We start from the raw sequence: 24,716 nt of genomic DNA, 5'->3' as shown, positions 1-24,716 counted from the left end.
ATTTGGGCGTGCTGCGGGTCACAGGCTGTACGTGCCTTTGTCTGGGTGGCGGCGCGGGGCCGCCGCAGGTCTGCGCGATCTAGCCCGAAAGCATTACAACTGGCAAGGCAAGGGCTTCCCATTCAGCCCCTCGCGGCACCAAGCGCCTCAGGAAGGGCCGCTGCAAACCGCGCCAGATCCTCGGCGCCGCTGCAACTGACGCGAATGCAGCGGTCATGGGGCGCCACGAAGGGCATTCGGACAAAGATATCGCGCGAGATCAGTTCCGCCAGAACGGATCGCGCAAAGTCACCGTCGCGCCCGCAATCCATCGTCACGAAATTCGTGGCGGAGGCTAGCGGCGTCAGGCCGTTCGCGGTCGCAATGCGGCGTAGTTCCGTTCGTGCCATTTCCACCCGCGCCCTGATCTCAGCCAGCCACGCCTGATCCGAGAGGGCCGCGAGGGCACCCACCTGGCTGATCCGGCACATGCCGAAATGATTGCGTATCTTGTTAAAGGCGGTGATCAGGGCCGGCGCCCCGATTGCGTACCCCACCCGTGCACCCGCCATGCCATAACCCTTGGAGAAGGTGCGCATACGGACCACGCGCGGGTCGTCCGGCTCAATTGCCGGCGAGATATCCTCGGGTGCAAGCTCAATATAGGCCTCGTCGAGGATCAGCAGCGTTCGGTCTGGCACGGCGTCGATCATCCGCCTGATGACCCGGGCCCCGTGCCACGATCCCATCGGGTTGTCCGGATTGGCCAGATAGATCAGTTTCGCGCCGCTTCGCGTGGCAGCCTCGATCAGCGCCCCGGTGTCTTCATGGTTGCCGTTATAGGGCACCTTAACCAAGGTGCCGCCAAACCCAGAGACGTGGAAATTGAATGTCGGATAAGCCCCGTCCGAGGTAACTACCGTATCGCCGTGACCGACCAGCATCCGCACCAGATAACCGAGCAATCCGTCGATCCCCTCACCGACGATGATGTTCGCCGGGGCAACCCCATGATGAGCGGCGAGCGCCGCCTTCAGATCGTGGTTTTCCGGGTCGCCATACATCCAGACGTCGCGCGCAGCCGATGCCATGGCCTCGATCGCCTTCGGCGAGGGTCCGAACGTATTTTCATTCGCGCCTAGGCGCGCGGCAAACGGGCGGCCCCGTGCCCGCTCCTGCGTTTCGGGGCCGACGAACGGAACCGTCGCCGGAAGACCCGCGACAAGCGGGGTGTAACGCGGGCCGGTCATGGGCGTTCAATGGCGATGGCGGTGCCCTCTCCGCCACCAATGCAAATCGCGGCGACCCCGCGTTTCAGGCCACGCTTTTCCAGCGCATTCAGCAGCGTGACCATGATCCGGGCACCGGACGCGCCGATCGGGTGGCCCAGCGCGCAGGCGCCGCCATTGACGTTCACGATGTCATGCGGAAGACCCATTTCATGCATGAACGCCATGGGAACGACGGCGAAGGCCTCGTTCACTTCCCACAGATCCACGTCCTTCGGGGTCCAGCCAAGCCTGGCGAGCAACTTCTTCGCCGCAGGAACCGGTGCGGTTGGGAACTCGGCAGGTGCGTGGGCATGCGAGGCATGGCCAAGGATACGGGCGCGGACCTTCAGTCCCGCCGCGTCCGCTGCTTCCCGTGACGCAAGTACCAGCGCCGCCGCGCCATCCGAGATGGACGAGGAGTTGGCTGCCGTGACCGTGCCGTCCTTGCGGAAGGCCGGTTTCAGGGTCGGGATCTTCTCGGGCCGTGCGGTCGCGGGTTGTTCATCGGCATCGACGATGGCCTCTCCCTTGCGGGTCGTCACAGTGACGGGCGCGATTTCGCCTGCGAATGCACCCGCCTTTTGCGCATCGAGCGCGCGGGACAAGGAGGCGAGCGCATAGTCGTCCTGCGCCTTTCGTGTGAACTGAAAGGCCGAGGCGCAATCCTCGGCAAAGGTGCCCATGAGGCGGCCCTTGTCATAGGCGTCCTCGAGGCCATCAAGAAACATGTGGTCGATGACCTGTCCATGCCCCAGACGGGCGCCGCCACGCATCTTCGGCAAGAGATAAGGCGCGTTGGTCATGCTTTCCATTCCACCGGCGACCATGATACCGGTTTGCCCAAGCGCGATCTGATCATACGCGATCATCGTAGCCTTCATGCCCGAGCCGCACATCTTGTTGAGTGTCGTTGCAGGCACGGAGTCATCCAGTCCGGCACTGAAGCCGGCCTGACGTGCCGGGGCCTGACCCTGCCCGGCGGGCAGGACGCAACCCATCAAGACTTCTTCGATCTGTGCCGGGCTGGCACCCGCGTCGGACAAAGCTGCCGCAATTGCAGCGCCGCCGAGTTCAGACGCCGTCAGAGAGGCGAAGGCCCCCTGAAATCCGCCCATGGCTGTACGCGCGGCACCGGCGATTACGACATCTTGCATGGCAGCCCCTTCCAATTCGGTATCCGCCACCGGCATACCGAATAGTAACGATTGCCGTCTAGCCTTCCGATGAGTTGAAGGAGGAACAGGACGTGGATTTGACCTCAGACCCCGTCGATGGCGCCCTGGTCGTGCGCGTAAATGAAGACCGTATCGACGCCGCTGTTGCCATTCAGTTCAAGGACCGGATGCGTGAGCTGACCGTAGACCGGACGGGAACCGTGATCCTCGATCTCGGCCGGGTGGATTTCGTGGATAGCTCCGGACTTGGTGCCATCGTATCCGTCATGAAGTTTCTCGCCCCGACCCGCAAGCTGGAGCTGGCCGCCCTGACGGCGAATGTCGGCAAGGTTTTTCGCCTGACCCGCATGGATAGCGTCTTTGCAATTCACGAAAACGCACCGGCTCAGGAAATCGGGAATGCTCAATGACCTTTCAGGCGGGATGGATGCAGCCTTGAAGCCCGGTGCGGCTGCCGTCAGGAACGGTCGAGAATGCCGGTTTCATCTAGTCTTCCGGGCAGAGCCGGAGGTGGTACGCATCGCGCTGCGCTACGCCGTTGCCCGATTTACCCGTCAGATTAATGAAAACGTTTCCGGAACGCTTGAACTGACACTTGCAGAAGCCCTGAACAACATCGTCGAACATGGTTATGCGGATCAGTCCCCGGGCCTGATCGATCTCAGTGTTACTCTGATGGTCGGGGCGCTTACCTGCCGGATCGAGGATTTCGGCCGGCCATTGCCCGGTTGCGCCCCCCCGAACGGCGGCCTTCCGCCGGTTACACGTGATGTCGCGCGGCTGCCTGAGGGTGGCTGGGGCTGGGCGTTGATCCGCGCGCTTTCTACCGATCTAGGATACGAGCGGAATGGCAACCGAAATGTGCTGACATTTCGCATTCCGATCGGGGATGCGGGCGGTCCGGATTTCTGACTACCGTAAAAGTGCGAGTTGCACCGGCGCGGCCATTGCAAGTGCGAACTCGCCGAGACCTTGAGCAGATACTAGTCGCGGATGCTGGTTAGATGGTTTTCACAAGAAGCGCGGTTTACGCTCCAATTGAACTGTCGCCGCTTTCGGCACGATTCGAACCAGAATCGACTAGCGTCTTGAACTGCTCAACGCTGGAATTACAGCGCCAAACCGTCCAGATTCTTTCGGATTAAGGTTCTTTCCAAAATTTCTCGAAATTCCGCGCTGAACAATATCTCATTATAAATCAATTATTTAGTATAAATTTTACTCTCGAAAATCAACATGTACGGTCAATTCCTCGCCGCCGCAAATATGCCGCAAAGCCTCCCCAACTCGGCCGGAAAGTATGGGGAGTATGACCCTGTAGCTGCTTAAGGCTTCCCTCGGCGCCGCGTTCAACAGCCCCCACCCATTGCGCGGCGTCGAGGTCTTTCCTTCCCTCCTGAAGCAACCTAGCCTGCCCCCGATTGCGGAGGTGCAGATGCGCGATTTTCAACTTCCCGGACGGTCCCCTGTCATGGCCACGAACGCGCTTTGCGCGACGTCCCATCCATTGGCCGCTAAAGTCGCGCTCGATATCCTTCAGGCAGGTGGCAACGCCGTTGATGCGGCTATCGCCGGGGCCGTTCTTCTTGGCATTGCCGAACCACAAAGCTGCGGCATCGGCGGCGATTGCTTCGTTCTGGTCAAACCTGCCGGCACTGACCGTATCCATGCCCTGAATGGGTCCGGCAGGTCGCCAACCGGCCTGACGGCCGACAGGCTCAGAACAGAAGGTTTGGCGCACGTTGGCACCGAGAGTGTGCATTCTGTTACGATCCCAGGCGCCATCGATGCCTTTTGCCGGTTGTCGGAGGAATGGGGGCGTCTTGGGCTGGCCGATCTGCTCGCTCCCGCGATCCGCTATGCTGAAGAAGGTATTCCAGTCGCGCCGCGCGTCGCTTTCGACTGGGCCGCGGAGGGCTCGCGTCTGGCCGGTGCCGCCCAAGGGTTCTACCTGAAAAACAGTCTTCCCCTGCGTACGGGTGACATCTTCCGCTCACCCGGGCAGGCAGAGGTTTTAAGACGCATCGCGAAGGCAGGACGTGCGGCGTTCTACGAAGGTGAGGTGGCAGACGACATGATTGCCGCACTTCAGGCGCTCGGCGGCACCCAACGGCATGAGGATTTTGCCGCGACCTCCTCTGTCTGGTCCGATCCGATCACCGGCCACTACCGGGGCCATGAATTGATCGAGCACGCGCCGAACGGACAGGGGGCAACGGCAATCTTGATGCTGAACATCCTGTCGCGGTTCGATCTGTCGGGCCTCGACCCAAATGGTGCGGAGCGGGCGCATCTTGAGGCCGAGGCGGCCAAGCTGGCCTATGATGCGCGCGACCGGTTCATTGCCGATCCGGATTTTGTCACGCGGCTTGACCATATGATGTCGGATGATACGGCCGCCCGTCTTGCACGATTGATCGATCCTGATCGCGCCATGGACACTCCGCCAAAAGCGGCCGAGACCGTCCACCGCGACACGGTCTATCTGACGGTCGTCGACCGCGACCGGATGGCGGTGTCGCTGATATATTCGACTTACTGGAGTTTCGGGTCGGGCATCGCCTCGCCGAAATTCGGCATTCTCTTTCACAACCGGGGAGCAGATTTCAACCTCAAAGCGGGGCACCCGAACGAGGTTGGTCCAGGCAAGAGACCGCTGCACACGATCATTCCGGCAATGCTGGCGCGTGAAGGCAAGGTGATCATGCCCTTCGGGGTGATGGGGGGCGCCTATCAACCGAGCGGCCATGCCCGCGTCGTGAGCAACCTTCTGGACTATGGAATGGATCTGCAGGAAACGCTGGATGCGCCGCGAAGCTTTGCAACGGAGGGGGTATTGCGGCTGGAACGCGGCTATTCCGACACGACCCTACGAGAACTTGAAACCAAGGGGCATCGGGTCGCAATTCGGGACAAACCGCTCGGCGGTGGTCAGGCGATCATGATTGACGCAGAACGCGGGATTCTGATCGGCGCCTCTGACCCGCGCAAGGACGGATGCGCGCTCGGCTACTGATGTCTCAGTTCAGGTTGAAGTGCAGCGGATAGCGGCCGTCTTCGAAATCACCGAAAAGATCATGCAGATCGGGATGGCCCACCGGTTCACCGGAATAGTCCGCAACAAGGTTCTGTTCCGAGACATAGGCGACGTAGTAGCTTTCGTCATTCTCGGCCAGAAGATGGTAGAAGGGCTGCTCTTTCGCGGGCCTGCTGTCCTCAGGGATCGCGGCGTACCACTCGTCGGTATTCGAGAACATTGCATCGACGTCAAAGACAACACCACGGAATGGGTGCTTGCGATGCCGCACCACTTGTCCCAGATGATATTTTGCACATGTCTTCAACATAACGCACTCGCCCCCGGTGATAAATTAACGCGTCCTGTGGAAAAGGTCCATGTTCTGCACTGCGAATCACGGAAACAGTCTGTGGACGCTGAGGGCACAGTGATTCTGATCGGCGCTTTGTGATTTCCATCGCCGCCAAATACTCGTAAACTTAATCAAAACAAGATCGAGCGAGGCGGTATGAGCAGATTTCTCCGGATGGGAGTCCTGTTGCTGTTGGTGTCCTGCGGCGGTGGTAACAATTCCGCGCCACGCAATCTGGACAACGCCTGCTCCATTCTCGACCAGCGTCCGCGATATCTTTCGGCGATGCAAAAGGCCGAGAGGCGGTGGGGCGTGCCGGTCCATGTGCAGATGGCCACGATCTATCAGGAAAGCAAATTCATCAGTAACGCCAAGACGCCGCATAAGTTCGCGCTTGGCGTCATCCCGATGGGGCGGCAAAGCTCGGCCTATGGCTATAGCCAAGCGCTTGATGGGACCTGGGAGGACTATCAGCGAGCAACACGCAGCCACAGCGCCCGGCGCAACAAGATCACCGACGCGACGGATTTCATGGGCTGGTACATGGATCAGTCTGAACAGAAGCTCGGCATTTCGAAATGGGACGCAACCAGCCAGTATCTGGCCTATCATGAAGGCCAGACCGGCTATGCAAGAGGCAGCCATATGCAGAAGGCCTGGCTCTTGCGCGTTGCGGCCGAAGTCGGGCAGCGGGCTGAGACGTATCAGCGCCAGCTGATCGCCTGCGGAAAGCTCTGATATCCGCACTTCCGACGGGAACGGGAACGCGATCCTCGCCGGTCACGTTCCTGTCGTGGGAAACCAACTGAGATCCAGATAACGCCTCGTCAGTTCCGGCGCGGTTTGTTCCGCTGGATTTCGGAATTGATGGAGAACAGCGACGACGGGTAACTTTCGCCGGTTTTCATGGCGCCAAGTTTCACCGTCGTCTGGCTTCCGGTCTCGTCGGTCACGATCCATTGCCGCAACGCCACGGGATTGGACGAGAACGCCATCTGGATCGTGCCGAGTTCGGGGTGTTCCGGGTCCTGCGCGGTAACGATCGTCAGGCCGTTCGCCTCGCCATGCCCCACCACCATCTTCGCCCGCGCCAGATCGACGCGCTGCTCAAGGATCAGGTTCAGCGGCGTTTTCTTCAGCGGATACTGTTCCGGCGGCTGGTTCGACTTCGTGTCGAAAATGGCCACTTGCCCCCCGGAAGCCAGAACCAGCGTCCGTTCGGGTGGACCGTATTCGAACCGCATCCGGCCGGGGCGGTAGATGATCAGGCGGCCCGCAGCAGTCGAGCCATCCGAATTGATTTGCTGGAAGTCGGTTTCAGCCGTCTTCAAGCCATTGAAATAGGCCGAAATCGCGCTGAGCGGGAGTTTTTCGGCAAGGGCCGGGCTGACACTCAGGACAAGCGCCAGCGGGGCGAGGATATGGCGAAGCTGTTTCATCATTCTGCCTATCTAGGGCCTTGCCGCTTGTTATGCCATAACGCCGAAACGCTGTCGTATACCGATGCGCATGAGTTCGCTGGGTGCAGGGTTCGGGACCATCCTTTTCCGTTCTAAAGCGTCTGTCCCCGCAAGAGTTTCGGTGGTTTTCCCGCTATCCCGGCGGCCTGCCGGATAAAGGCGCGGCGCAGGCCAGGCATGGCACCGACAACTCCCATTCCGATATCCCGCGCCGCCCGCAGAACCGGGTTGTCGTTGGAAAAGAGCCGGTTCACGCCATCCATGCCCAAGGCCAGCGTGGTCGAATCGAAGCGTCGCCATGTCTGGTATCGGTCCAATACATCGGACGCACCGATATCCTCGCCGCGTCTGTGGGCGTCGACCAGAACTTCCGCCAATGCTCCGACATCGCGGAAGCCGAGGTTCAAGCCCTGCCCTGCGATCGGATGCACCCCATGCGCCGCGTCCCCGACCAGCGCAACGCGGTCAGCTGTGTAGGAATTGGCGAGGGTCAAGTTCAGTGGATAGGTGAAACGCCCGCCCGCCAGTTCCACCTTGCCGAGGAAATCGCCGAACCGGGGGCGCAGCACTTCCAGAAATTCCTCGTCGCCCAGCGCGGCAATCGCCTGCGCCGTCGCTTCGGTCTCGCTCCAGACGATGGAGGAACGGTTGCCCTTGAGTGGCAGAATTGCCAGCGGCCCGGAGGGCATGAAAAACTGATGCGCGATCCCGTTATGCGGACGGTCATGCGCGACGGCGCAGACCAGCGCGGTCTGGCCATAGCCCCAACCGGTCCGCGTGATCCCAGCCCGCTCTGCGGTGCCCGAGCTTCGCCCGTCACAGCCCAGAAGAACGCGGCCGTTGAGGGTCCGCCCGTCTGACAAGGTCACGCTGATGCCCGCCGCTCCGGCTTCTTGCGCGACAACAGTGGTCGCGGACAGGTGGGTCAGGTTCGGCTCGGCCTCCATCGCGGCAAGAAAGGCCGCATAAAGGTGCCGGTCCTCGACCATGAAGCCCATCGGGCCGTCCTCGATCTCTCCCGCCTCAAAGTGCAGGAAGAACGGGGCCGGGCCTTCCCCCGGCCGCCCATCCGTCGTCTTGATTTGCAACATCGGCTGGGCATCGCCCGCAACGCGGTTCCAGACACCGATCGCGGTCAGGAGCCGTTTCGACGCAATGGCAAGCGCATAGGCCCGCCCGTCGAAATTCGCACTCGCCCGGGCACGGGCCGGCTGGGCGTCGATCACAGTGACGGAGAGCCCCGCCTGCGCCAGGGCGAGGCCCAAGGCAGGACCGTTCAGCCCGCCGCCGGTGATGATGATATCCGTGTCATAGGTCATGGCCCAACTATCCCCGGGGCTGCACGATTGTCCATGCGTGATGGAGTCGCTGCGGCGGGCAATGCCCAACTGGCGGCTGATGGGCCTATGCCGTCAGCCGTCAAGCTGGCGCGCCTCGCTGACCAGCATGATCGGAATACCGCCCCGGATCGGAAACGCGAGCCGGGCGGGTTTAGAGATCAGTTCCTGCGCCTCGGCGTCATAGCTCAGCGGTGATTGCGTCAGGGGGCACACCAATGCTTCCAGCATCCGCCGGTCGAACCTGTTTTCATCAGTCATTGCACGATCTCCTCGCCACCGCCCCGCAGGGCGTATTCCATCAACGTGACCAAGGTCTCTCTGCGGTCTCTGAGCGACGGGGCTTCAAGCAGCGCCTGCTTGTCCTCTGGTTCAAACGGGCACAGCATCGCGAGTGAGTTGATCAGAAGCTCATCCTCCGCCTCTTTCAGGCTATCCCAGTCGGTCGAAAGCTGCTCAGCCTCGAAGTAGCGCCGGAGAAGCGCCACGAAGGACGGTCGGGCAAAACCCGGATCGTGCTCGCTCGGCCCCTGATCGCGACTGAACTCATTCCACTCCACCTCGCCCGACAGAAACGGCGCGAAGCCTGAAATCTCGCGCTTCAGCCGATAGCGGGAGATGCCGGTCAGGGTAATCATGTAGCGGCCGTCGTCGGTCTCGGAAAATGCCGTCACCCGACCAGCGCAGCCAATCGCGGCAAGTCTCGGCTGGCCTTGCGGGCCGGGGCGCGGCTGGATCATACCGATAAGCCGATGCGAGGTTTTCAGCACCTCGTCGAGCATCGCCAGATAGCGGGGCTCGAATATCTGCAAAGGAAGGCGCGCGCGCGGCAAGAGAAGGGCCCCCGGAAGGGGGAAAAGCGGGATCTTATCCGGCAGGTCGCCGTGCAGCTTCATGGCCCGATCCTAACGGGTCACGGGCATTACGCAAAGATCATAGACGAGAGCTTGCGCCGCCCTTTGAGGACGATGGGATCGGTGGGCTTCAGCGCCTCGAAGATGGTGAAGAGCTGGGCCTTCGCCGCACCGTCGTTCCAGTCGCGGTCGCGGCGGAAGAGTTCCAGCAATTCCTCGACCGCGCCTTCGACCTTGCCCGCCGCATGCAGCGCCTGCGCGAGGTCGAACCGGGCCTGATGGTCGTCGGGATGCGACAGGACGCGGTCCAGAAGCTCGGCCACCGGCCCCGCATTCGCCGCCTGTTTCAGAAGCGCAAGCTGGGCGCGGCCCGCTTCCACTTCCGCAGATTGAGCAATAGGAGCGGGGGCTGAGTTGATCAGTCCGTCGGCTTGATCCTCGTTACCCATCGCCAGATGCGCCCGGATCAGGCCGCCATAAGCGGCGGCATTCTCGGGCTCTTCACCAAGAATGGCAGCAAAGGTTTCTGCGGCATCGACGGCGGCACCATCGGCCAACATCGCTTCGGCTGCCTCCAACGCCTCGCCCAGTCCGCCATCGCCGGCAAGACCGGCAAGCTTGTCGACAAAGGCCTTTATCTCGGACCCGGCCACTGCGCCCTGAAACCCATCCACGGGCTTGCCCTGCCAGAAGGCATAGACGGTCGGGATCGACTGGATGCGCAACTGCGCCGCGATCATCTGGTTTTCGTCCACATTGACCTTGGCCATGCGGACCTTGCCCTTGGCGGCCGTCACCGCCGCTTCCAGTGCGGGGCCAAGCGTCTTGCAGGGGCCGCACCAGGGTGCCCAGAAGTCGACGATGACGGGGACCTCAGCGCTCGCCTCGATCACCTCTTTCATAAATTCCGCTTCGGTAACGTCGCGGATCAGATCGCCCGCCGGTGCGGTATTCTGCTTCTGGCCGAATTCGAGCATGTCTGCCCCCGTTATTCCGTGTCGCCCCCTATATGAGCGCGTGACGCCAAAAGGCCAAGGGGGGGCGCACTCAGGCCTTGTCGAAAAACGGCGTTACCTGCGCGACGATCACCGAGTTTTCGGCCAAGGCACGGTCCATCAGTTCGCGTTCGTCATCCTCGATCTCATGGCCCTGTGCGACGCGTTCGTCGGCCGTGCCGTATCCGGTGACGTCGAGAGGCGCCATGTCGGCCTGTTTCAGGATCGCAACCGTCTCGCGCACAGCCTCATCCTCGTCTACACCACTGGCATAGATCATCAGCGCTGCCCCGGTCGCGCCCTTGGGCAGCCCGTCGCCGGTCTTGCGGCCAACCTCGACGACGAGCGTATAGACCTGCTGCGGGCGCTTGGATTTGGCCTGTTTGTCGGTATCAGTCACGCAACAACTCGTTGATCGAGGTCTTGGCGCGGGTTTTCGCATCGACCTTCTTCACGATCACCGCACAGTAGAGGCTGATGCCGCCTTTCGAGGGCATGGAGCCCGCAACCACGACCGAACCGGCCGGCACTTCGCCATACATCACGTCCCCGGTCTCGCGGTCGACGATCTTCGTCGACTGGCCGATAAAGACGCCCATGCCGAGGACCGAGCCCTCGCGCACGATGCAGCCTTCGACGACCTCGGAACGAGCGCCGATGAAGCAGTTGTCCTCGATAATCGTTGGTCCGGCCTGCATCGGTTCCAGCACGCCGCCGATGCCGACGCCGCCTGAGAGGTGCACGTTCTTGCCGATCTGCGCGCAGGAGCCGACCGTGGCCCAGCCATCGACCATGGAGCCCTCATCGACATAGGCGCCGATATTGACGAAGGAGGGCATCAGCACCACGCCCTTGCCGATGAAGGCCGAGCGGCGGACGATGGAGCCGGGTACGGCACGGAAGCCTGCCGCGCGCCACTGGTTCTCGCCCCAGCCCTGCCATTTGGAGGGGACCTTGTCCCACCAGTTCGACCCACCGTTGGAGCCGGAAATCTCATGCATGTCGGTCAGGCGGAAGGACAGGAGCACCGCCTTCTTGGCCCATTGGTTCACATGCCATTTGCCGTCCGCCTGCCGCTCGGCCACGCGAAGCTTGCCGCTGTCGAGTGCGGTCAGCGTATCCTCGATCGCCTCGCGGGTTTCGCCCTTCGTGGCTGGCGTGATCGTTTCGCGCGCCTCCCAGGCGGCTTCGATGGCGGTCTCAAGTGCGGCATTGGACATTGGCGTTCCCCCGGATTCTGGCGTCGCGTGACGATGCCCTATAGGGCGTGGGTGACGCATAGGCAATGCGACCATGCGCGTCACAGTTGCGCCATCCTGATCAGCCATGCTGGCAAGCCAAGGCCAAACCGGCTAGGTCTGGGCGGAACAGGACCCGAGAGGACGCGCATGAAAGACGACGGTCGCAACCATCCGTTCCGCGACAGCCAACAGGATGTCGCGGCAACTCACCGCATTCCCGACACACCGCAGACCCGCGCGCCTGCCTATCGGCTGGCTTTCACCGATGACGACTTCATGTGCCGCGAGGAACTGCGCCCCGTGAGGTTGCAGCTGGAGCTTCTGAAACCGCAGATGATCCTCGATGAACGTGGGATCGAGTCGACCATCGTGATGTTCGGCGGCTCGCGCATTCCCGAGCCTGCCAAGAAAGACACGGCGCGGACGAAGACGCTCGCCGAGCTTTCATCTTTCTACGATGAAGCGCGCAAGTTCGCCCGGCTGATGACCGAACGCAGCATGGAAAGCTACGGACGCGAGGATGTCATCGTCACCGGAGGCGGGCCGGGTGTCATGGAGGCGGGCAACCGGGGGGCGGCGGATGCCGGTGGCAGCTCCATCGGGCTGAATATCGTTCTGCCGCATGAGCAGGCACCCAACGAATATGTGACGCCCGACCTCTGCTTCAACTTCCACTATTTCGCGATCCGAAAGATGCATTTCCTGATGCGGGCCAAGGCGGTCTGCATCTTCCCGGGCGGGTTCGGCACGCTTGACGAGATGTTCGAAAGCCTGACCCTGATCCAGACCGGCCGCATGCGTCGCGTGCCGTTCCTGCTTTTCGGCCGGGCTTTCTGGGAAAAGATCATCAATTGGGAGGTGCTTGCCGAGGCTGGCACGATTTCGGCCGAGGATCTCGATCTCTTCCAGTATGTCGAAACCGCCGAGGAGGCGGTGAAGATCATCGGCGACTGGGATCATGGCTGTTGATTTGGGGCACGATTTTTCTTGAAGAAAAATCTGACGAATTTTGAAAATTCGTCGCCCTGTCGTCAGTTCGGCATGGTGATCTCAATCATCGCCGGTCCTGCTGCGGGTTGTAGGTCCAGCAAAGCGCCGACAACTGCCCCGGTTTTCATGGCAACCCTTCGGAACGGCATGCCGCAGGCGCGGGCGACGTGTTCGAAATCGGGCGGCGTTGGATGACAGCCCACAACCTCGACACCGGCCGCTTCCATAGAACTGGCGATTTCGCCATAGGCGCGGTTGTTCCAGACGAGGAAACGGATCGGCAGCTTTTCGTCGACCGCCGTCATCAGTTCGGGCAGGGTAAACTGCGCCCCGCCATCGCCGCAGAGACACAGAATGGCTACGTCAGGACAGGCGAAAGCCGCACCGATGGCTGCGGGGATGGAAAAGCCGAGCGCGCCGTAGCCGGTCGCGGCATTAAACCAGCCAGCTGGGCGGTCGTGATCGTAGTAAAGGTTCCCCGCATAGATGACTTGCGTCGAATCCCCGACCATGATCGCCCCGGGAACCGCATCGCGAAGCGCTTCGAGTATTTCCAGTTGGGCGGTCATCGCAGGATCGAGTTCGGCGCGGGCGGCCTTGCGCGTCGCCTCCGCCCGGGTCGCCCCGTTTTTTTGGACTTCTGCTGCGGGTAGCTGCGACAGCAACGCGTCCAGAACCGGTCCAGATCGGCCACGAAGTGGCAGGTCGACCGGGTGGCGCGCCATCTGTTCCGGGTCGACCTCGATCCGGATAAGGTGTTTCGGCCAGGGCGCCCCGCCCCTTCCGTACATGTCGTAGTCAGTCGGGCCGAATTCCGTGCCGACCGCCAGAACAACATCCGCCTGCTCGATCAGGCGGCGGACAGCCTCCAGGCTGGGGCTGGCGGGAACCGAAAGCGGATCGCCGTGCATCAGACCGCGCGCATTGACAGTCTGCACGACGGGCGCATCGATCCGGTTGGCCAGCGTCTTGAGCGCCGCATCGGCAAAGCGCGCGCCGCCGCCGGCAAGGATCAGTGGAGCGGTCGCGTCGGCGAGCGCCGCGGCGGCGCGGGCAATGTCAGCGGCCGGGGGAAGGACGGACTCGATAACTGGCGAGGATGTGATCGGCGACCCGTCAAGCGGCATCACGTCCAGCGGCACTTCGACCTGGCGCGGCCCGGGGCGTTCGGCAGCGAAGCCGCTCCAAACACGATCGAGGACCGGCGCAAGGTCTTCGGCCGTCATCACCCGCTCGGCCGACAACGCCACCAGCGAAGCAACGCCAAGCTGATCGGGCATTTCGTGAAGATGGCCCAGGCCTTTGCCTAGCGTGTCGCGCCGGTTCACGCCGGAGATGACGAGCATCGGAATGCTGTCGGCGCGGGCCTGCGCCATCGGCGTGATCGTGTTCATGAGCCCCGGCCCGGTAATGACGAAAGCTACGCCCGGGCGACCACTGACCCGCGCGTAACCATCAGCCATGAACCCCGCCCCCTGTTCATGACGCGGCGTCACATGGCGAATACCCGAGCCCGCAAGCCCCCGGTAAAGTTCAACCGTATGCACGCCCGGAATGCCAAAGACGGTATCAACACCCTGTGCTTCCAGCGCCTTGACGAGCGCCTCTCCGACGGTCGTCATGCCGATTTCCTTCCCTTGTGCGCCGCGTGATCGACGATCCTCTCCACCGCTCTTGCGAATGTTTCGTCATCGACCGTGAGCGCGAGCCGCACCCAGCCGGAAAGCGTCGGACCAAAGGCGGTGCCGGGCATCACTGCGACACCTGCGTCGAGCAGACTGTAGGCATAGTCGTTGTCGTTCATCCCGGTTGCACCGATCTCGATCAACGCGAACATGCCCGCCTCGGGCCGATGCACCCGCAGGCCGGTGTTACGCCCGAGTTGGTCGGCGAGGTAATTCGCCCGCCGTGCGAAGCGGGCGCGCATTCCCTTTGCGGTTTCGGACGGCGCTGAGACGGCCTGCGCGGTCATGTCGGCGATAAAGGGCTGGTTGCCGAAGAGCATCGTCTCGGAGAGCGGTAAAAGCCGGTTGCAAAACGCCTCGGACCCGATGCACCAACCCGAGCGGAAGCCCGGTGCGGCATGGGATTTTGAGATTGATGAGACGACGACCGTCCGGTCCGCCAGTTCGGCTTGATCGAAGGGCGAGAGAAAAGTGGCGCCGTCAAAGATCATCTCCTCATAGACCTCGTCCGAGACGATCCAGAGATCATGGGCCTTTGCGAGTTTCCCAATCGCGGCAATATCTTCGGCGCGCAGTACCGCGCCGGTCGGATTGTGCGGGGTGTTGAGAAGGATCACACGGGACCGGTCGGTGATGCGGGCGGCGATGTCGTCGACCGCGATGCGAAAGCCGTTCGCTGCGCGGAGCGGCACCGGCACGGCGGTGGCACCGCTGGCAGCAATGACGCCTTCATAGGTCGCGTACATCGGGTCGCCGACCAGCACTTCGGTACCCAGCCCGGCAAGCCCCATCATGACGGCATAAAGCGCGGTCTGCGTGCCCGGAAAGCACAGAACCTGATCAGGCGTCACCTTTCGTCCCGACCGCTCGGAATAGCGCCGGGCGAGCGCCTTGCGCAGTGTGTCTTCGCCGCGTCCGTTGGAATACTCCGTCCGCCCGGCCCGCATCGCTGCGGCGGCGGCTTCGATCAGATCGCTGGGGGTTGAAACATCGGGATTGCCGATTGTGAGATCGATTATGTCCTGCCCGGCGGATCGGCGGGCGCGGGCATTGAAATGCACCTCCCACTTCGCGCCACCGAGATTTGCCAGACGGTCAAGCACCGGGGAAAAGTTCATGTCGCCTCACATTCCAGAGTTAAGCCGAGGATCGCGCTGACAGAGGTCATCCCGATCTGCTCCAGTTCGCGCGGGGCAAACGCCTCGGGCAGCGCGCCGCCTTCCAGCCAGAGACCATCGAGCACCGCGTTACAGGCAATGGCGAGGCGCCGGGCCTCGACTTTGCTGACGGGCCGTCCGGAATCGGCACAGGCCGCAACGATCAGCGATTCCAGCAGGTCGCGAAAGCGCAGGTAGTTCCGTTCGTGCGTCGCCCGCATGGCCGGGTCGCGGCGGATCATGTGGATGAAGGCCGCCCAGAGCGAGAGCGTGCGCGGGTCAGAGACGGGCGGCGTCAGCGAAACCGTAATGATGCGGGCAAGGCGCGCCATTGCGGTGCCACATGCGGGTAGAGACGCGCGCGTCGCGGTTAGCTGCGCCTCCATATGCGCCTGATAGGCCGCGTTGATCAGTTCTTCCTTCGTCGAGAAGTAGTGCCGGATCATGCCTTGCGAAAGCCCTGCCGCATCGGCGATTGCCCGCACTGTCGCCGCCTGCGGACCATCTTCGGCCATGAGGTCAAGCACCGCCGCGATCAGCGCAGCGCGCCGTGTTTCGGGGTCGTCCCGCGTGAAGCTGCGGCGTGGCGCGGACATGGATGCTCCGAGAAACTATACAAGCGTATGATTAGCGGTTCGGCGATGCCGACGCAAGCGGAACATCACCCGATCCGCACTGTTTCTCATGTCCGTCAAAATGGGGCTTCCGGGCTAACGCCCCATCTTGGCAAAAGCCCGGTCATAGGCCGCTAAAAGGTGCGGCACCGAATGCGCCCAGCTGAGGTTGGCCTCGATCCGTTCGCGCCCGATCCGGCCCATGCGGTCGCGTGCTTCGGGGTCGTCCATCAGCTGGGTTATTTTTTCGGCAAAGTCCTTCGGATCGTTCGGCTTCGCATAAAGCGACGCCTCGGCGGCGGAGGCCCGTCCCTCCTTCAACTCAAACTGAACGATGGGTTTGCCGAGCGTCATGTATTCCATGATTTTGTTCATGGTGCTGAGGTCGTTCATCGGCGTCACCCGGTCGGGGTTCACGCAGATATCGGCGGTGTTGAGCATGTCGAGCAGCAGATCATCCGGCGCGCGGCCGGTGAAGGTGAAATAGCTTTCCAGCCCTTTCGCCCGCACATCCGCCTGCACCTCGTCGAGTGCGGGCCCGCCACCGACGATACCGAAATGCACGTCCGTGCGCCCCATCGGTCCGGTCAGGTGCTGCGCGGTCTCCACCAGCAGGTCCAACCCCTCCTGCTGGCCGATCACGCCGACATAGCCGATGAGAAAACGAGCACCCTTCTTCAGCTCCGCCTTGGGCGGGCGCACCTCCAGCTTTTCGATCTTGGGGCCGGAGCGGACGACGAACACATCCTCTGCCGCCATTCCGCCGCGCCGCCGGGCAATCTCGGCATAGCTTTCATTGGTGGCGATGGAGACGAGCGCGGTCTTGAAGGTCAGCCATTCAAAGAACACCATCGCGCGCCAGAGGATGCCGCGCTTGCCGAACTTCACCTCGTAAAGCTCCGGGCAGATGTCGTGGTGGTCGAAGAGGTACCGCACCCCGAAAAGTCGCATCACCCAGGCGACCAGGAAGATCAGGTCGGGCGGGTTACAGCCATGAAGGATGTCAACGCCCCGTTCGCGCTTCACCTTCAGCGCCAGCCGCAGTTCGTTCCAGAGGGCGGAGCCGTATTCGCGCAGGTAGCCGACAGCCGAATTGCCCTCGGGCGGCAGCTTGTGGCGATAGACATGGACGCCGTCGAGGAATTCGTATTCCGCCTCAAACCCCTTGCCGGTGGGCGAGATGACCGAGACGGTATAGCCAGCCGCAGCCAGCGTTGTCGCCTCGGCCCAGACCCGGCGGTCGAACGGGACGGGCAGGTTTTCAACGACGATGAGAACGCGGCGGCCCGCGCCCTTACCAGTTGATGCCACGATACCGCTCCCCCAGCTCCGGCCCAAGGCCCGGGATGCGCGCGAGGTCGAGCACCTTCTGATCTGCGCGCAGCTTCGCCCCGATGAACTTGAACTCGGGCGCCGGGTTGCCGACGATCACCAGATCGCCGTGGCCAAGGACCGCGTCGAGGTCATCCGACAGGATCTCGGCGATATGCGGGATCGCGCCTTCGATATAGGCGCGGTTGGCCCCCAGAAGCCGCGACAGATGCACGTTGCGGTCATAGATCTTCAGGTTGAAGCCCTTGCCGATCAGGCGTTCCACAAGCGTCACCAAGGGGCTTTCGCGCAGGTCATCCGTGCCTGCCTTGAAGCTGATCCCCATGAAGGAAATATTGCGCAACCCATAGTCGGCAACCATCTCGATCGCGCGCTCTACCTGTTCCGCATTGGTCGCCAGAACCGAATTCAGCAGCGGCAGGTCAAGGTCCAGATCGCGGCCCTTGAACGTCAGCGCCCGCACATCCTTGGGCAGGCACGACCCGCCAAAGGCAAAGCCCGGCCTCATGTAATAGGGCGAGATATTCAGCTTGGTGTCCTGGCAGAAGATGTCCATCACATCCCAGCTGTCGACGCCCACGGCCTGCGCGATGTTCCCGATCTCATTCGCGAAGGACACTTTGACCGCGTGCCAGGCGTTGTCGGCGTATTTCACCATCTCGCCGATTTCGAGTTTGGTCGCGATCTTCGGCCCCGGCAGGTCGGCGTAAAGCGACAGGACCGCGTCGGCCACGGCGGGATCGTCCGACCCGACGACCGTCTTCGGCGGGTTGTCGTAATCGTAGACAGCGGTCGATTCGCGCAGGAATTCGGGGTTGTTCGCGACCTTAAGGTGCTTTGCCCCCGCGCCCGCCGCCCGCGTCAGCGCCGGGATCACCACACCCCGCATCGTGCCGGGAAGGATGGTGGAGCGGATCACGACAAGGTGGTCGCGGCCCTTGGCCCCCACCGCCGCGCCGATCTCTTCGCAGACCCGCTCCACCGCGCCGGTTTCCAAGGAACCGTTCTTGCGGGACGGCGTACCAACGCAGACAAGGCTCAGATCGGCGAATTCAACTGCGTCTGCGGCCGACGTAGTGGCGCGCAGCGCGCCAGATTTCACCGCCTCGGAAACCAGTTCACCGACATTCTTCTCAATAATCGGCGGATGGCCGCCATTGACCAGATCGACCTTGGTTTGCTGGGGATCCACACCGACGACATGATGGCCATCCCGCGCCAAACACGCGGCCGAGACGATGCCCACGTAACCAAGTCCAAATACCGCAATCTTCACAAAGGGCCCCGCGCTCGCTTCGGCTGCACCCGCCGCCCCGGCAAATCGCCGCGCGGCGTTCAAATCATCTCGCCGAGCCCCTTTAGGGGCTCTCGAAATCATGGCCAGTTCTTAGCGGAGGTGTCCGGACTTGGCAAAAGCAAACTGGCCGGACCGCAATCCGCCATGCGCGAACCGGCGACAATGCTGCTCACTCAACAAGATCGTATTCGACAATGATCGTATTCTGGATCGGCAGGAAATTGTCGTCGGAAATCAGACTGATGACGGTTTCACCGGTGAGATCGGCCCAAATGCTGATCCCTTCCATGTTGTCAAGCTCGCCTCGTGCCGTCTGTAACAGAACCTCGCCCGGGCCGAACGCACCACTGGCGTAGGGAAACCGGCGGATGCGGGTTTCGTAACCGGTCAGGTAGCCAAAGCGGCGCTCAAGAAGATAGAGCCGCCCATCCGGACCAAAGGCTGCGTCAGAAGCGGAAAAGCCGTCGCTGTCAGGCAAAGATGGCCCGGGCCGCCAGTTTTTGCCTTTGCCAATGAGCGTCGGGAACCCAGCCCCCAGTCGGGCCGGTTGCTCCAGAACCGCGAGCAATCCGCCATCGGGCATGATCGCCAGCCCCTCAATCCCCGCGTTGCCCCAAAGGCCGCGAAAGCGGTCCCATTCGTGCATCGGTTTCGGCATCATGCCGGGCAGGTAAAAGGCCGATATGCGGGCATAGCCTTCGAAGCCGACAAAGACGGCACCTTCGCGCACCATGGCAAGCGCCTCGGCGTCAGAGGTAAAGCCCTCCACCGGCCTGCCTTTGTTATCGAGAAGCCGGTCATGCCAATCGCTCGCAATGTTGCTGATCTGCCCGCCCGCATCTCGAACTACCGAGGCATGCCAGAGTGTTCCCTTGTCGCTCACAGCCATGAACGCGCTGCCGTCGCGCATCATCGCGAGGCCGGAGAAGCCGCCGAAATCGGGTGATTCCTCGCTCCATTCGTAGCTGCCGCGCAGTGTGAGTTCGGCTGCTTGACCGGGCACAGCGGGTGAGACTGCGAAAAGTAAGATGGCGGCGCTCAGGCATGTTGCAAGCGACTTCGGCAACGCCACAACGCCGGGCGCCTTTCGTGCCTTGTCAGACAATGACGGCCATTTCCTTTTGCGTACCCACACCGAAGATCCGCTTGTAGCGCTCGATCTGATCGGCCGGGCCCATTGCCTTGTTTGGGTTATCGGAAAGCTTCACCGTTGGACGGCCATTCGCCGCCACTGCCTTGCAGACGAGACTGAACGGCGCGAGCGCGTCGTCCTTCACGAAACCCCGGAAATCGTTGGTCAGAAGAGTGCCCCAGCCGAAGGAGACCTTGACCCGGCTCGCAAACTGGCTGTGCAATTCGGCGATCTTGTCCACATCGAGCCCGTCGGAGAAGATGACGAGTTTCTGCGTCGGGTCCTCGCCCCTCTCCTTCCACCAGCGGATCGCGGTTTCCGCCCCGATCGCGGGGTCGCCCGAGTCGATGCGGATGCCAGTCCAGCCTGCCAGCCAGTCCGGCGCGCGTTTCAGGAAGCCTTGGGTGCCGTAGGTGTCGGGCAGGATGATGCGCAGGTTGCCCGAATGCTCCTCATGCCAGTCGGCGAGGACCTTGTAGGGTGCCTCGGCCAGTTCCGCGTCGGTTTCGGCCAAAGCGGAATAGACCATGGGCAGTTCATGGGCATTGGTGCCGATCGCCTCGATATCGCGGCGCATGGCGATGCGGCAGTTGGAGGTACCGACGAAAGCGTCGCCCAGCCCCTCGATCATCGCCTGCACACACCAGTCCTGCCACAGGAAGCTGTGACGCCTGCGGCTGCCAAAATCGGCGATCCTCAGCCCGTCGATCTGACGCAGGCTTTCGATCTTTTCCCAAAGCCGGGTCATGGCGCGGGCATAGAGGACCTGAAGCTCAAACTTGCCCATCGTGGCCAGCACCGCGCGGGAGCGAAGCTCCATCAGGATCGCAAGCGCGGGGATTTCCCAAAGCATTACTTCGGGCCATTTGCCTTCAAAGGTCAGTTCGTATTGGTCGCCCTTGCGTTCAAGTTCGTACGGCGGGAGGCGGAGGTTTTCGAACCATTCCATGAAGGAGGGCGAGAACATCTGCCGCTTGCCGTAGAAGGTATTGCCACGCAGCCAGGTGCTTTCACCGCGCGAGAGCGACAGCGAACGTACGTGGTCGAGCTGTTCGCGCAGCTCGCCTTCGTCGATGAGGTTGGCCAGCGGAATGCGGGTGGTGCGGTTGATCAACGAGAAGCGGACGATGGTGTCGGGTTTGTTGCGAAGCACCGACTGGCACATCAAGAGCTTGTAGAAATCGGTGTCGATCAGCGACCGGACGATCGGGTCGATCTTGAAATTGTGGTTGTAGACGCGCGTTGCGATATCCACCATTCATGCCTCCAGCCGCACGCCGGCGGCACGCATGTCGTCGCGCGCCTTGGCGAGCGAACCGTCAAGGTCGATGGCCCGGCAGGCGCCTTCAAGGACCGTAACGGCAAAGCCCAGCTTCGCCGCGTCGATGGCCGAATAGGCGACACAGAAATCGGTGGCGAGGCCGACAAGCGTCAGGTCAGTGACGCCGCGCGTCTTCAGATAGCCCTCAAGGCCCGTGGGCGTCTGGTGGTCGTTCTCGAAAAACGCCGAATAGCTGTCGATGGCGGCGCGGAAGCCCTTGCGGATGATCAGGTCGGCCGGATCGGTGCGAAGATCCTTGTGAAAGGCCGCGCCGTCGGTGCCCTGCACGCAATGCGTGGGCCAGAGGACCTGCGGCCCGTACGGCATCTCGGTCAGGCTGAAAGGTGCCGCGCCCTTATGGTTCGCCGCGAAAGAGGCGTGATCGGCCGGGTGCCAGTCCTGCGTCAGGACTTTCACCGCGAATTCGTCCATCAGCGCATTGATCCGAGGGATGATGGCATCGCCTTCGGTGACGGCAAGCGCGCCGCCCGGGCAGAAATCGTTCTGCACGTCGATGACGATCAGGGCATGGCTCGTGTCACGCATGGGGCCTCCGCTCTTGCCTGATCCGATGCGTAAGCAGCGGCGCGGGGCGCGTCAACCGGCGGGTTGACATTATGGTACCAAGGTACCAAAATGTGAGCATGAAGAAAGTTGAACGCGTTCAGACGGGCCTGAGACTGGAAAAGCGGCTTCTCAAGGTGATGAAGGGGCTGGCCGAGCATCTGGAGATGCCGGTGGCGGAACTGGTCGAGGGCATGACCCTGCATGCTTTCGAGGGCAAGGCGCCGTTTTCGGAGGAAACATTGCAGAAGATCGCTCGGCTGAAGGAGGTCTATGAGCTGGACCTGACGGCGGCCGACAGCCATCGTCTGACGGAGGATCCGGCATGAGCCCAGCCAAAACCCTTGCTGCCCTTGAGGCAGGGACACTGGATGCCGCGCGGTTCACGCATCGCGACCATGTCCTGACGGCCTGGGAAGTGCTGCGGCAGGATGAATTCTTTGCCGCCGCCCACCGTTATGCCTCGGCGATCCGGCGGCTTGCAGTCAGCGCCGGTGTGCCCGGGAAATTTTCCGCGACGGTCACATTCGCCTTTCTCAGCCTGATCGCAGAGCGCATGGCGACCTCCCCCGACAGCGCTAAAGAATTTCTGGCCGACAATCCCGACCTGCTCTGGCCAGATGTCCTGACGCAACTTTATTCCGCAGAGCGGCTGGAAACTGATCTGGGCAGGCGCGTGGCGCTATTGCCCGATCGCGCGAGCACGGGGACTGCACCTGCGGCCCATTCCAGCTGACTTGCCTGTTTCTTCGTGCCACCGTATCACGCGGCCATGTTTACCGTCGCCGCGCTCTACAAGTTCACGGTCTTCCCCGACCCCACCGCTTTGCGTGGGCCATTGCTGGCTGCGTGTGAGGCCAACGGAGTGCGCGGCACGCTGTTGCTGGCGCGCGAGGGCATTAACGGGACGATTGCGGGTGATCGGGCCGGAATAGACACTGTTCTTTCCCACATTCGTGGGCTTCCGGGATGTGCGGAGATCGAGTGGAAGGAAAGCGCGGCGGCCGAGATGCCGTTCGGACGCATGAAGGTGCGTCTGAAGCGCGAGATCGTGACGATGGGCGTACCCGATGTCGATCCCATGGTGGGGACCGGGCATTATGTCGAACCGTCGGAGTGGAACGATCTGATTTCGGCCCACGATGTCGTCGTGATCGACACGCGCAATGATTATGAAGTCGCCATCGGCACCTTCGACGGCGCCGTTGATCCGGGCACGAAGAGCTTTCGCGAGTTTCCGGCGTGGTGGCGAGAAAACGCCCAGCGCTTTGGCAACAAGCGCGTGGCAATGTTTTGCACCGGCGGCATTCGCTGCGAGAAGTCGACGAACTTCCTTCTGAACGAGGGCGTCAGCGAGGTCTACCACCTGAGGGGCGGCATCCTAAAATACCTAGAAGATGTGCCCGCCGCGCAGAGCCTGTGGAACGGTGAATGCTTTGTCTTCGACCAACGTGTCAGTGTCGGCCACGGCCTTCGACAAGGTCAGTATAGTCTCTGCCATGCCTGCCGCAGACCGCTCTCACCCACCGACCTATCCCATCCCGACTATGAGGACGGGGTTTGCTGTCCGGCATGTGTCGATGAATACTCCGATACCCAGCGCGAACGGTTCCGCGAGCGTCAACGTCAAGTCGATCTGGCCGAAAAACGGGGCGACCTGCACATCGGGGCCCGGCACGGCAGAAACTAGCCGCCTGCAGGCGCATCAGTCGCCGGCTTGCTGATCCAGAAAATCGTAGAGGCGCCGAATGTTGTTCGGCGCGACCGTGTTCCAGTCATAGGCAAGAGATGCATTGCGCGCGGCAGCGCCCCAGTTCTGACGCAGATCCCTGGAGGCGGCGAATTCTGAAATCCGGTCGCGAAGGCACTCAGCATCCAAGTGATCGACGATGTTGATGGCCCCGGTCTCTGACGCGATACGGCCGCCGCCGGCAGTGGAAGCGATGATCGGAACGCCATGCGCCGCAGCTTCATAGGTTGCGATCGGATCGCCTTCTTCGAGTGACGGAAGCACCGCGACATCCGCCCTCTCATATTCCAGCGCGACGTTGTGCATGAAACCGGCACAGGACACATTCGGCGCGTCGAGCACATCGGCGAAAAGCTTCCGCATCGCCGGTTCAATCTCTCCCACGATCCGCAGAACCGCACCTTTCGGCGCATTGCGCCAAGCCTCGAGCAGAAAATGCGCACCCTTGCGGACACAAAGACGACCCACAAAGAGAAAAACCACCGGTGCGCCACCGAAGCGCTCTGGCCGCGGCTTCAGGACTTTGGGCACCCAAGTTCCATAACTGGTCGGGACAATCCTCGGCGCATAGGCAGAGTCTACAAATGAACTCTCGACTGCCGGGCTAGGTGCAATAATCGCCGTAGACAATCCGTGCCGGGCGTTCTGTTCGTCGATCCTGGCAGCGGTGATGCCGTGCGCGGGCTCAAGACCAAGCCCTTCATATGCTGAATCCAACAAAGGCTTGGCGACAGCCATACGGGTATTGACCATCTCGGAGACGATAGTGACACCCCTTGCGGCAAGAGCCTCATAAACACTCAGCGCGGTCGATGGCCAGAGATAGGCAATCTCGTCGTCTCCGATTGCTTCCAGGAACTTCCGTCGCAACCGCGATGAGGTCAGGTGGCGAGAAATGCTGTACGGCAAGATCTTCAGAAAGTCCGGCAAAACAGAATGGATGTACAGACCGGCCGGTTTCTCTCCGTCGATATAAGAGGTGAAGAGATCGACCGGCGTCCCGGCATTCGCTGCCCCCAGCAACAGCGACCGGCAGGTCATCCCAACACCGACAAGGTTGCCGGGCATCTCCATCAAGGCCCTGATGGCCGGTCCTTGGGATAGGTCCACATGCATCCGGCGCGCGCCCGTCACAAAATCATCAACTCGATACACTGTATCACCACGGATAACTGCGTTTTGCGCAATCCG

The 24,716-nt window shown here is 62.0% G+C and carries 27 protein-coding genes; 8 read left to right on the top strand and 19 right to left on the bottom strand.

The features are described 5' to 3' along the window. Positions 1–122: 122 nt before the first annotated feature. A complete protein-coding gene (locus tag OEZ71_RS16070) occupies positions 123–1,229 on the bottom strand; it encodes a pyridoxal phosphate-dependent aminotransferase (protein ID WP_263741041.1) in 1,107 nt (368 codons plus the stop codon). Continuing rightward, complete coding sequence (locus tag OEZ71_RS16065) at positions 1,226–2,404, bottom strand: thiolase family protein (protein WP_263741040.1); 1,179 nt, start codon at positions 2,402–2,404, stop codon at positions 1,226–1,228. Before OEZ71_RS16065 ends, OEZ71_RS16070 begins: the two co-directional genes overlap by 4 nt. 92 nt (positions 2,405–2,496) lie before the next feature. Here OEZ71_RS16065 and OEZ71_RS16060 point away from each other — a divergent pair, with 92 nt between their 5' ends. From OEZ71_RS16060 to ggt, 3 genes are all read left to right on the top strand, one after another. Beyond that, positions 2,497–2,835, top strand: a complete 339-nt coding sequence (locus OEZ71_RS16060; protein WP_263741421.1) for an STAS domain-containing protein — start codon at positions 2,497–2,499, stop codon at positions 2,833–2,835. Continuing rightward, entirely contained in the window at positions 2,825–3,337 is a 513-nt protein-coding gene (locus OEZ71_RS16055) for an ATP-binding protein (RefSeq protein ID WP_263741039.1), read from the top strand. The genes OEZ71_RS16060 and OEZ71_RS16055 overlap by 11 nt, the downstream gene beginning before the upstream one ends. A gap of 523 nt (positions 3,338–3,860) precedes the next feature. Next, positions 3,861–5,441: a gamma-glutamyltransferase gene (gene ggt, locus OEZ71_RS16050; RefSeq protein ID WP_263741038.1), complete on the top strand. Its 1,581-nt coding sequence runs from the start codon at positions 3,861–3,863 to the stop codon at positions 5,439–5,441. A gap of 4 nt (positions 5,442–5,445) precedes the next feature. Here ggt and hspQ read toward each other — a convergent pair whose 3' ends face one another. Beyond that, positions 5,446–5,772, bottom strand: coding sequence for a heat shock protein HspQ (hspQ, locus tag OEZ71_RS16045; protein WP_263741037.1), 327 nt, complete (start codon positions 5,770–5,772; stop codon positions 5,446–5,448). Positions 5,773–5,952: 180 nt separating this feature from the next. Here hspQ and OEZ71_RS16040 point away from each other — a divergent pair, with 180 nt between their 5' ends. After that, complete coding sequence (locus OEZ71_RS16040) at positions 5,953–6,534, top strand: transglycosylase SLT domain-containing protein (protein WP_263741036.1); 582 nt, start codon at positions 5,953–5,955, stop codon at positions 6,532–6,534. 89 nt (positions 6,535–6,623) lie between these two features. Here OEZ71_RS16040 and OEZ71_RS16035 read toward each other — a convergent pair whose 3' ends face one another. From OEZ71_RS16035 to dapD, 7 genes are all read right to left on the bottom strand, one after another. Then, complete coding sequence (locus OEZ71_RS16035; RefSeq protein ID WP_263741035.1) at positions 6,624–7,235, bottom strand: LolA family protein; 612 nt, start codon at positions 7,233–7,235, stop codon at positions 6,624–6,626. Positions 7,236–7,348: 113 nt separating this feature from the next. Next, positions 7,349–8,575, bottom strand: coding sequence for an FAD-dependent monooxygenase (locus tag OEZ71_RS16030; RefSeq protein WP_263741034.1), 1,227 nt, complete (start codon positions 8,573–8,575; stop codon positions 7,349–7,351). 93 nt (positions 8,576–8,668) lie between these two features. Next, on the bottom strand, positions 8,669–8,854 hold the full coding sequence (locus tag OEZ71_RS16025; protein WP_263741033.1) for a Trm112 family protein: 186 nt from the start codon (positions 8,852–8,854) through the stop codon (positions 8,669–8,671). Continuing rightward, positions 8,851–9,489: an LON peptidase substrate-binding domain-containing protein gene (locus OEZ71_RS16020; protein ID WP_263741031.1), complete on the bottom strand. Its 639-nt coding sequence runs from the start codon at positions 9,487–9,489 to the stop codon at positions 8,851–8,853. The genes OEZ71_RS16025 and OEZ71_RS16020 overlap by 4 nt, the downstream gene beginning before the upstream one ends. Positions 9,490–9,515: 26 nt before the next feature. After that, complete coding sequence (gene trxA, locus OEZ71_RS16015) at positions 9,516–10,424, bottom strand: thioredoxin (RefSeq protein ID WP_263741030.1); 909 nt, start codon at positions 10,422–10,424, stop codon at positions 9,516–9,518. 70 nt (positions 10,425–10,494) lie between these two features. After that, positions 10,495–10,842: a hypothetical protein gene (locus tag OEZ71_RS16010; protein WP_263741029.1), complete on the bottom strand. Its 348-nt coding sequence runs from the start codon at positions 10,840–10,842 to the stop codon at positions 10,495–10,497. Next, positions 10,835–11,662, bottom strand: a complete 828-nt coding sequence (gene dapD / locus OEZ71_RS16005; RefSeq protein ID WP_263741028.1) for a 2,3,4,5-tetrahydropyridine-2,6-dicarboxylate N-succinyltransferase — start codon at positions 11,660–11,662, stop codon at positions 10,835–10,837. Before dapD ends, OEZ71_RS16010 begins: the two co-directional genes overlap by 8 nt. 168 nt (positions 11,663–11,830) lie before the next feature. Between dapD and OEZ71_RS16000 the strand changes: the two genes are divergently transcribed. After that, a complete protein-coding gene (locus OEZ71_RS16000; protein ID WP_263741027.1) occupies positions 11,831–12,652 on the top strand; it encodes an LOG family protein in 822 nt (273 codons plus the stop codon). A 62-nt stretch (positions 12,653–12,714) separates the two neighbouring features. Here OEZ71_RS16000 and OEZ71_RS15995 read toward each other — a convergent pair whose 3' ends face one another. The 8 genes from OEZ71_RS15995 to pncA all read right to left on the bottom strand — a co-directional run bounded on the left by OEZ71_RS15995 (position 12,715) and on the right by pncA (position 21,757). Further along, positions 12,715–14,295: a 5-guanidino-2-oxopentanoate decarboxylase gene (locus OEZ71_RS15995; RefSeq protein ID WP_263741026.1), complete on the bottom strand. Its 1,581-nt coding sequence runs from the start codon at positions 14,293–14,295 to the stop codon at positions 12,715–12,717. Then, complete coding sequence (locus tag OEZ71_RS15990) at positions 14,292–15,476, bottom strand: pyridoxal phosphate-dependent aminotransferase (protein ID WP_263741025.1); 1,185 nt, start codon at positions 15,474–15,476, stop codon at positions 14,292–14,294. Before OEZ71_RS15990 ends, OEZ71_RS15995 begins: the two co-directional genes overlap by 4 nt. Further along, positions 15,473–16,111 carry a TetR/AcrR family transcriptional regulator gene (locus OEZ71_RS15985; RefSeq protein ID WP_263741024.1) on the bottom strand — a complete coding sequence of 213 codons (639 nt, stop codon included), beginning with the start codon at positions 16,109–16,111 and terminating at the stop codon, positions 15,473–15,475. Before OEZ71_RS15985 ends, OEZ71_RS15990 begins: the two co-directional genes overlap by 4 nt. Before the next feature lie 114 nt (positions 16,112–16,225). Continuing rightward, the gene (locus tag OEZ71_RS15980; protein ID WP_263741023.1) at positions 16,226–17,440 is read right to left on the bottom strand and encodes a glycosyltransferase family 4 protein; all 1,215 of its coding nucleotides are present in this window, start codon (positions 17,438–17,440) and stop codon (positions 16,226–16,228) included. Next, positions 17,424–18,737, bottom strand: coding sequence for a nucleotide sugar dehydrogenase (locus tag OEZ71_RS15975; protein ID WP_263741022.1), 1,314 nt, complete (start codon positions 18,735–18,737; stop codon positions 17,424–17,426). The genes OEZ71_RS15980 and OEZ71_RS15975 overlap by 17 nt, the downstream gene beginning before the upstream one ends. Before the next feature lie 190 nt (positions 18,738–18,927). Beyond that, positions 18,928–19,761 carry an esterase-like activity of phytase family protein gene (locus tag OEZ71_RS15970; RefSeq protein WP_263741021.1) on the bottom strand — a complete coding sequence of 278 codons (834 nt, stop codon included), beginning with the start codon at positions 19,759–19,761 and terminating at the stop codon, positions 18,928–18,930. Positions 19,762–19,855: 94 nt separating this feature from the next. After that, entirely contained in the window at positions 19,856–21,148 is a 1,293-nt protein-coding gene (pncB, locus tag OEZ71_RS15965) for a nicotinate phosphoribosyltransferase (RefSeq protein ID WP_263741020.1), read from the bottom strand. Next, a complete protein-coding gene (gene pncA, locus OEZ71_RS15960) occupies positions 21,149–21,757 on the bottom strand; it encodes a bifunctional nicotinamidase/pyrazinamidase (RefSeq protein ID WP_263741019.1) in 609 nt (202 codons plus the stop codon). It lies immediately after the preceding gene. A gap of 98 nt (positions 21,758–21,855) precedes the next feature. Here pncA and OEZ71_RS15955 point away from each other — a divergent pair, with 98 nt between their 5' ends. The 3 genes from OEZ71_RS15955 to trhO are packed head-to-tail and all read left to right on the top strand — an operon-like array spanning position 21,856 to position 23,465. Beyond that, positions 21,856–22,104: a hypothetical protein gene (locus OEZ71_RS15955; protein ID WP_263741018.1), complete on the top strand. Its 249-nt coding sequence runs from the start codon at positions 21,856–21,858 to the stop codon at positions 22,102–22,104. After that, positions 22,101–22,511 carry a hypothetical protein gene (locus OEZ71_RS15950; RefSeq protein WP_263741017.1) on the top strand — a complete coding sequence of 137 codons (411 nt, stop codon included), beginning with the start codon at positions 22,101–22,103 and terminating at the stop codon, positions 22,509–22,511. The genes OEZ71_RS15955 and OEZ71_RS15950 overlap by 4 nt, the downstream gene beginning before the upstream one ends. A 36-nt stretch (positions 22,512–22,547) precedes the next feature. Continuing rightward, the gene (trhO, locus tag OEZ71_RS15945; protein ID WP_263741016.1) at positions 22,548–23,465 is read left to right on the top strand and encodes an oxygen-dependent tRNA uridine(34) hydroxylase TrhO; all 918 of its coding nucleotides are present in this window, start codon (positions 22,548–22,550) and stop codon (positions 23,463–23,465) included. 15 nt (positions 23,466–23,480) lie between these two features. On the opposite strand, the gene OEZ71_RS15940 is transcribed toward trhO, so the two are convergent. Further along, positions 23,481–24,599: a glycosyltransferase family 4 protein gene (locus tag OEZ71_RS15940; protein ID WP_263741015.1), complete on the bottom strand. Its 1,119-nt coding sequence runs from the start codon at positions 24,597–24,599 to the stop codon at positions 23,481–23,483. Positions 24,600–24,716 lie beyond the last annotated feature (117 nt).

Source organism: Albidovulum litorale (assembly GCF_025751495.1).
Lineage (GTDB): Bacteria > Pseudomonadota > Alphaproteobacteria > Rhodobacterales > Rhodobacteraceae > Albidovulum > Albidovulum litorale.
The sequence above is the reverse complement of the archived record's forward strand: the minus strand, read 5'-3'. Positions and strand labels throughout refer to the sequence as shown.

What these genes read in the sequence shown, in the direction of transcription:
- OEZ71_RS16070 (WP_263741041.1), bottom strand. Translation starts at nt 1,229, where the DNA reads ATGACCGGCCCGCGTTACACCCCGCTTGTCGCGGGTCTTCCGGCGACG.
- OEZ71_RS16065 (WP_263741040.1), bottom strand. Translation starts at nt 2,404, where the DNA reads ATGCAAGATGTCGTAATCGCCGGTGCCGCGCGTACAGCCATGGGCGGA.
- OEZ71_RS16055 (WP_263741039.1), top strand. Translation starts at nt 2,825, where the DNA reads ATGCTCAATGACCTTTCAGGCGGGATGGATGCAGCCTTGAAGCCCGGT.
- ggt (WP_263741038.1), top strand. Translation starts at nt 3,861, where the DNA reads ATGCGCGATTTTCAACTTCCCGGACGGTCCCCTGTCATGGCCACGAAC.
- hspQ (WP_263741037.1), bottom strand. Translation starts at nt 5,772, where the DNA reads ATGTTGAAGACATGTGCAAAATATCATCTGGGACAAGTGGTGCGGCAT.
- OEZ71_RS16040 (WP_263741036.1), top strand. Translation starts at nt 5,953, where the DNA reads ATGAGCAGATTTCTCCGGATGGGAGTCCTGTTGCTGTTGGTGTCCTGC.
- OEZ71_RS16035 (WP_263741035.1), bottom strand. Translation starts at nt 7,235, where the DNA reads ATGAAACAGCTTCGCCATATCCTCGCCCCGCTGGCGCTTGTCCTGAGT.
- OEZ71_RS16030 (WP_263741034.1), bottom strand. Translation starts at nt 8,575, where the DNA reads ATGACCTATGACACGGATATCATCATCACCGGCGGCGGGCTGAACGGT.
- OEZ71_RS16025 (WP_263741033.1), bottom strand. Translation starts at nt 8,854, where the DNA reads ATGACTGATGAAAACAGGTTCGACCGGCGGATGCTGGAAGCATTGGTG.
- OEZ71_RS16020 (WP_263741031.1), bottom strand. Translation starts at nt 9,489, where the DNA reads ATGAAGCTGCACGGCGACCTGCCGGATAAGATCCCGCTTTTCCCCCTT.
- trxA (WP_263741030.1), bottom strand. Translation starts at nt 10,424, where the DNA reads ATGCTCGAATTCGGCCAGAAGCAGAATACCGCACCGGCGGGCGATCTG.
- dapD (WP_263741028.1), bottom strand. Translation starts at nt 11,662, where the DNA reads ATGTCCAATGCCGCACTTGAGACCGCCATCGAAGCCGCCTGGGAGGCG.
- OEZ71_RS16000 (WP_263741027.1), top strand. Translation starts at nt 11,831, where the DNA reads ATGAAAGACGACGGTCGCAACCATCCGTTCCGCGACAGCCAACAGGAT.
- OEZ71_RS15995 (WP_263741026.1), bottom strand. Translation starts at nt 14,295, where the DNA reads ATGACGACCGTCGGAGAGGCGCTCGTCAAGGCGCTGGAAGCACAGGGT.
- OEZ71_RS15990 (WP_263741025.1), bottom strand. Translation starts at nt 15,476, where the DNA reads ATGAACTTTTCCCCGGTGCTTGACCGTCTGGCAAATCTCGGTGGCGCG.
- OEZ71_RS15985 (WP_263741024.1), bottom strand. Translation starts at nt 16,111, where the DNA reads ATGTCCGCGCCACGCCGCAGCTTCACGCGGGACGACCCCGAAACACGG.
- pncB (WP_263741020.1), bottom strand. Translation starts at nt 21,148, where the DNA reads ATGGTGGATATCGCAACGCGCGTCTACAACCACAATTTCAAGATCGAC.
- pncA (WP_263741019.1), bottom strand. Translation starts at nt 21,757, where the DNA reads ATGCGTGACACGAGCCATGCCCTGATCGTCATCGACGTGCAGAACGAT.
- OEZ71_RS15955 (WP_263741018.1), top strand. Translation starts at nt 21,856, where the DNA reads ATGAAGAAAGTTGAACGCGTTCAGACGGGCCTGAGACTGGAAAAGCGG.
- OEZ71_RS15950 (WP_263741017.1), top strand. Translation starts at nt 22,101, where the DNA reads ATGAGCCCAGCCAAAACCCTTGCTGCCCTTGAGGCAGGGACACTGGAT.
- trhO (WP_263741016.1), top strand. Translation starts at nt 22,548, where the DNA reads ATGTTTACCGTCGCCGCGCTCTACAAGTTCACGGTCTTCCCCGACCCC.
- OEZ71_RS15940 (WP_263741015.1), bottom strand. Translation starts at nt 24,599, where the DNA reads ATGGAGATGCCCGGCAACCTTGTCGGTGTTGGGATGACCTGCCGGTCG.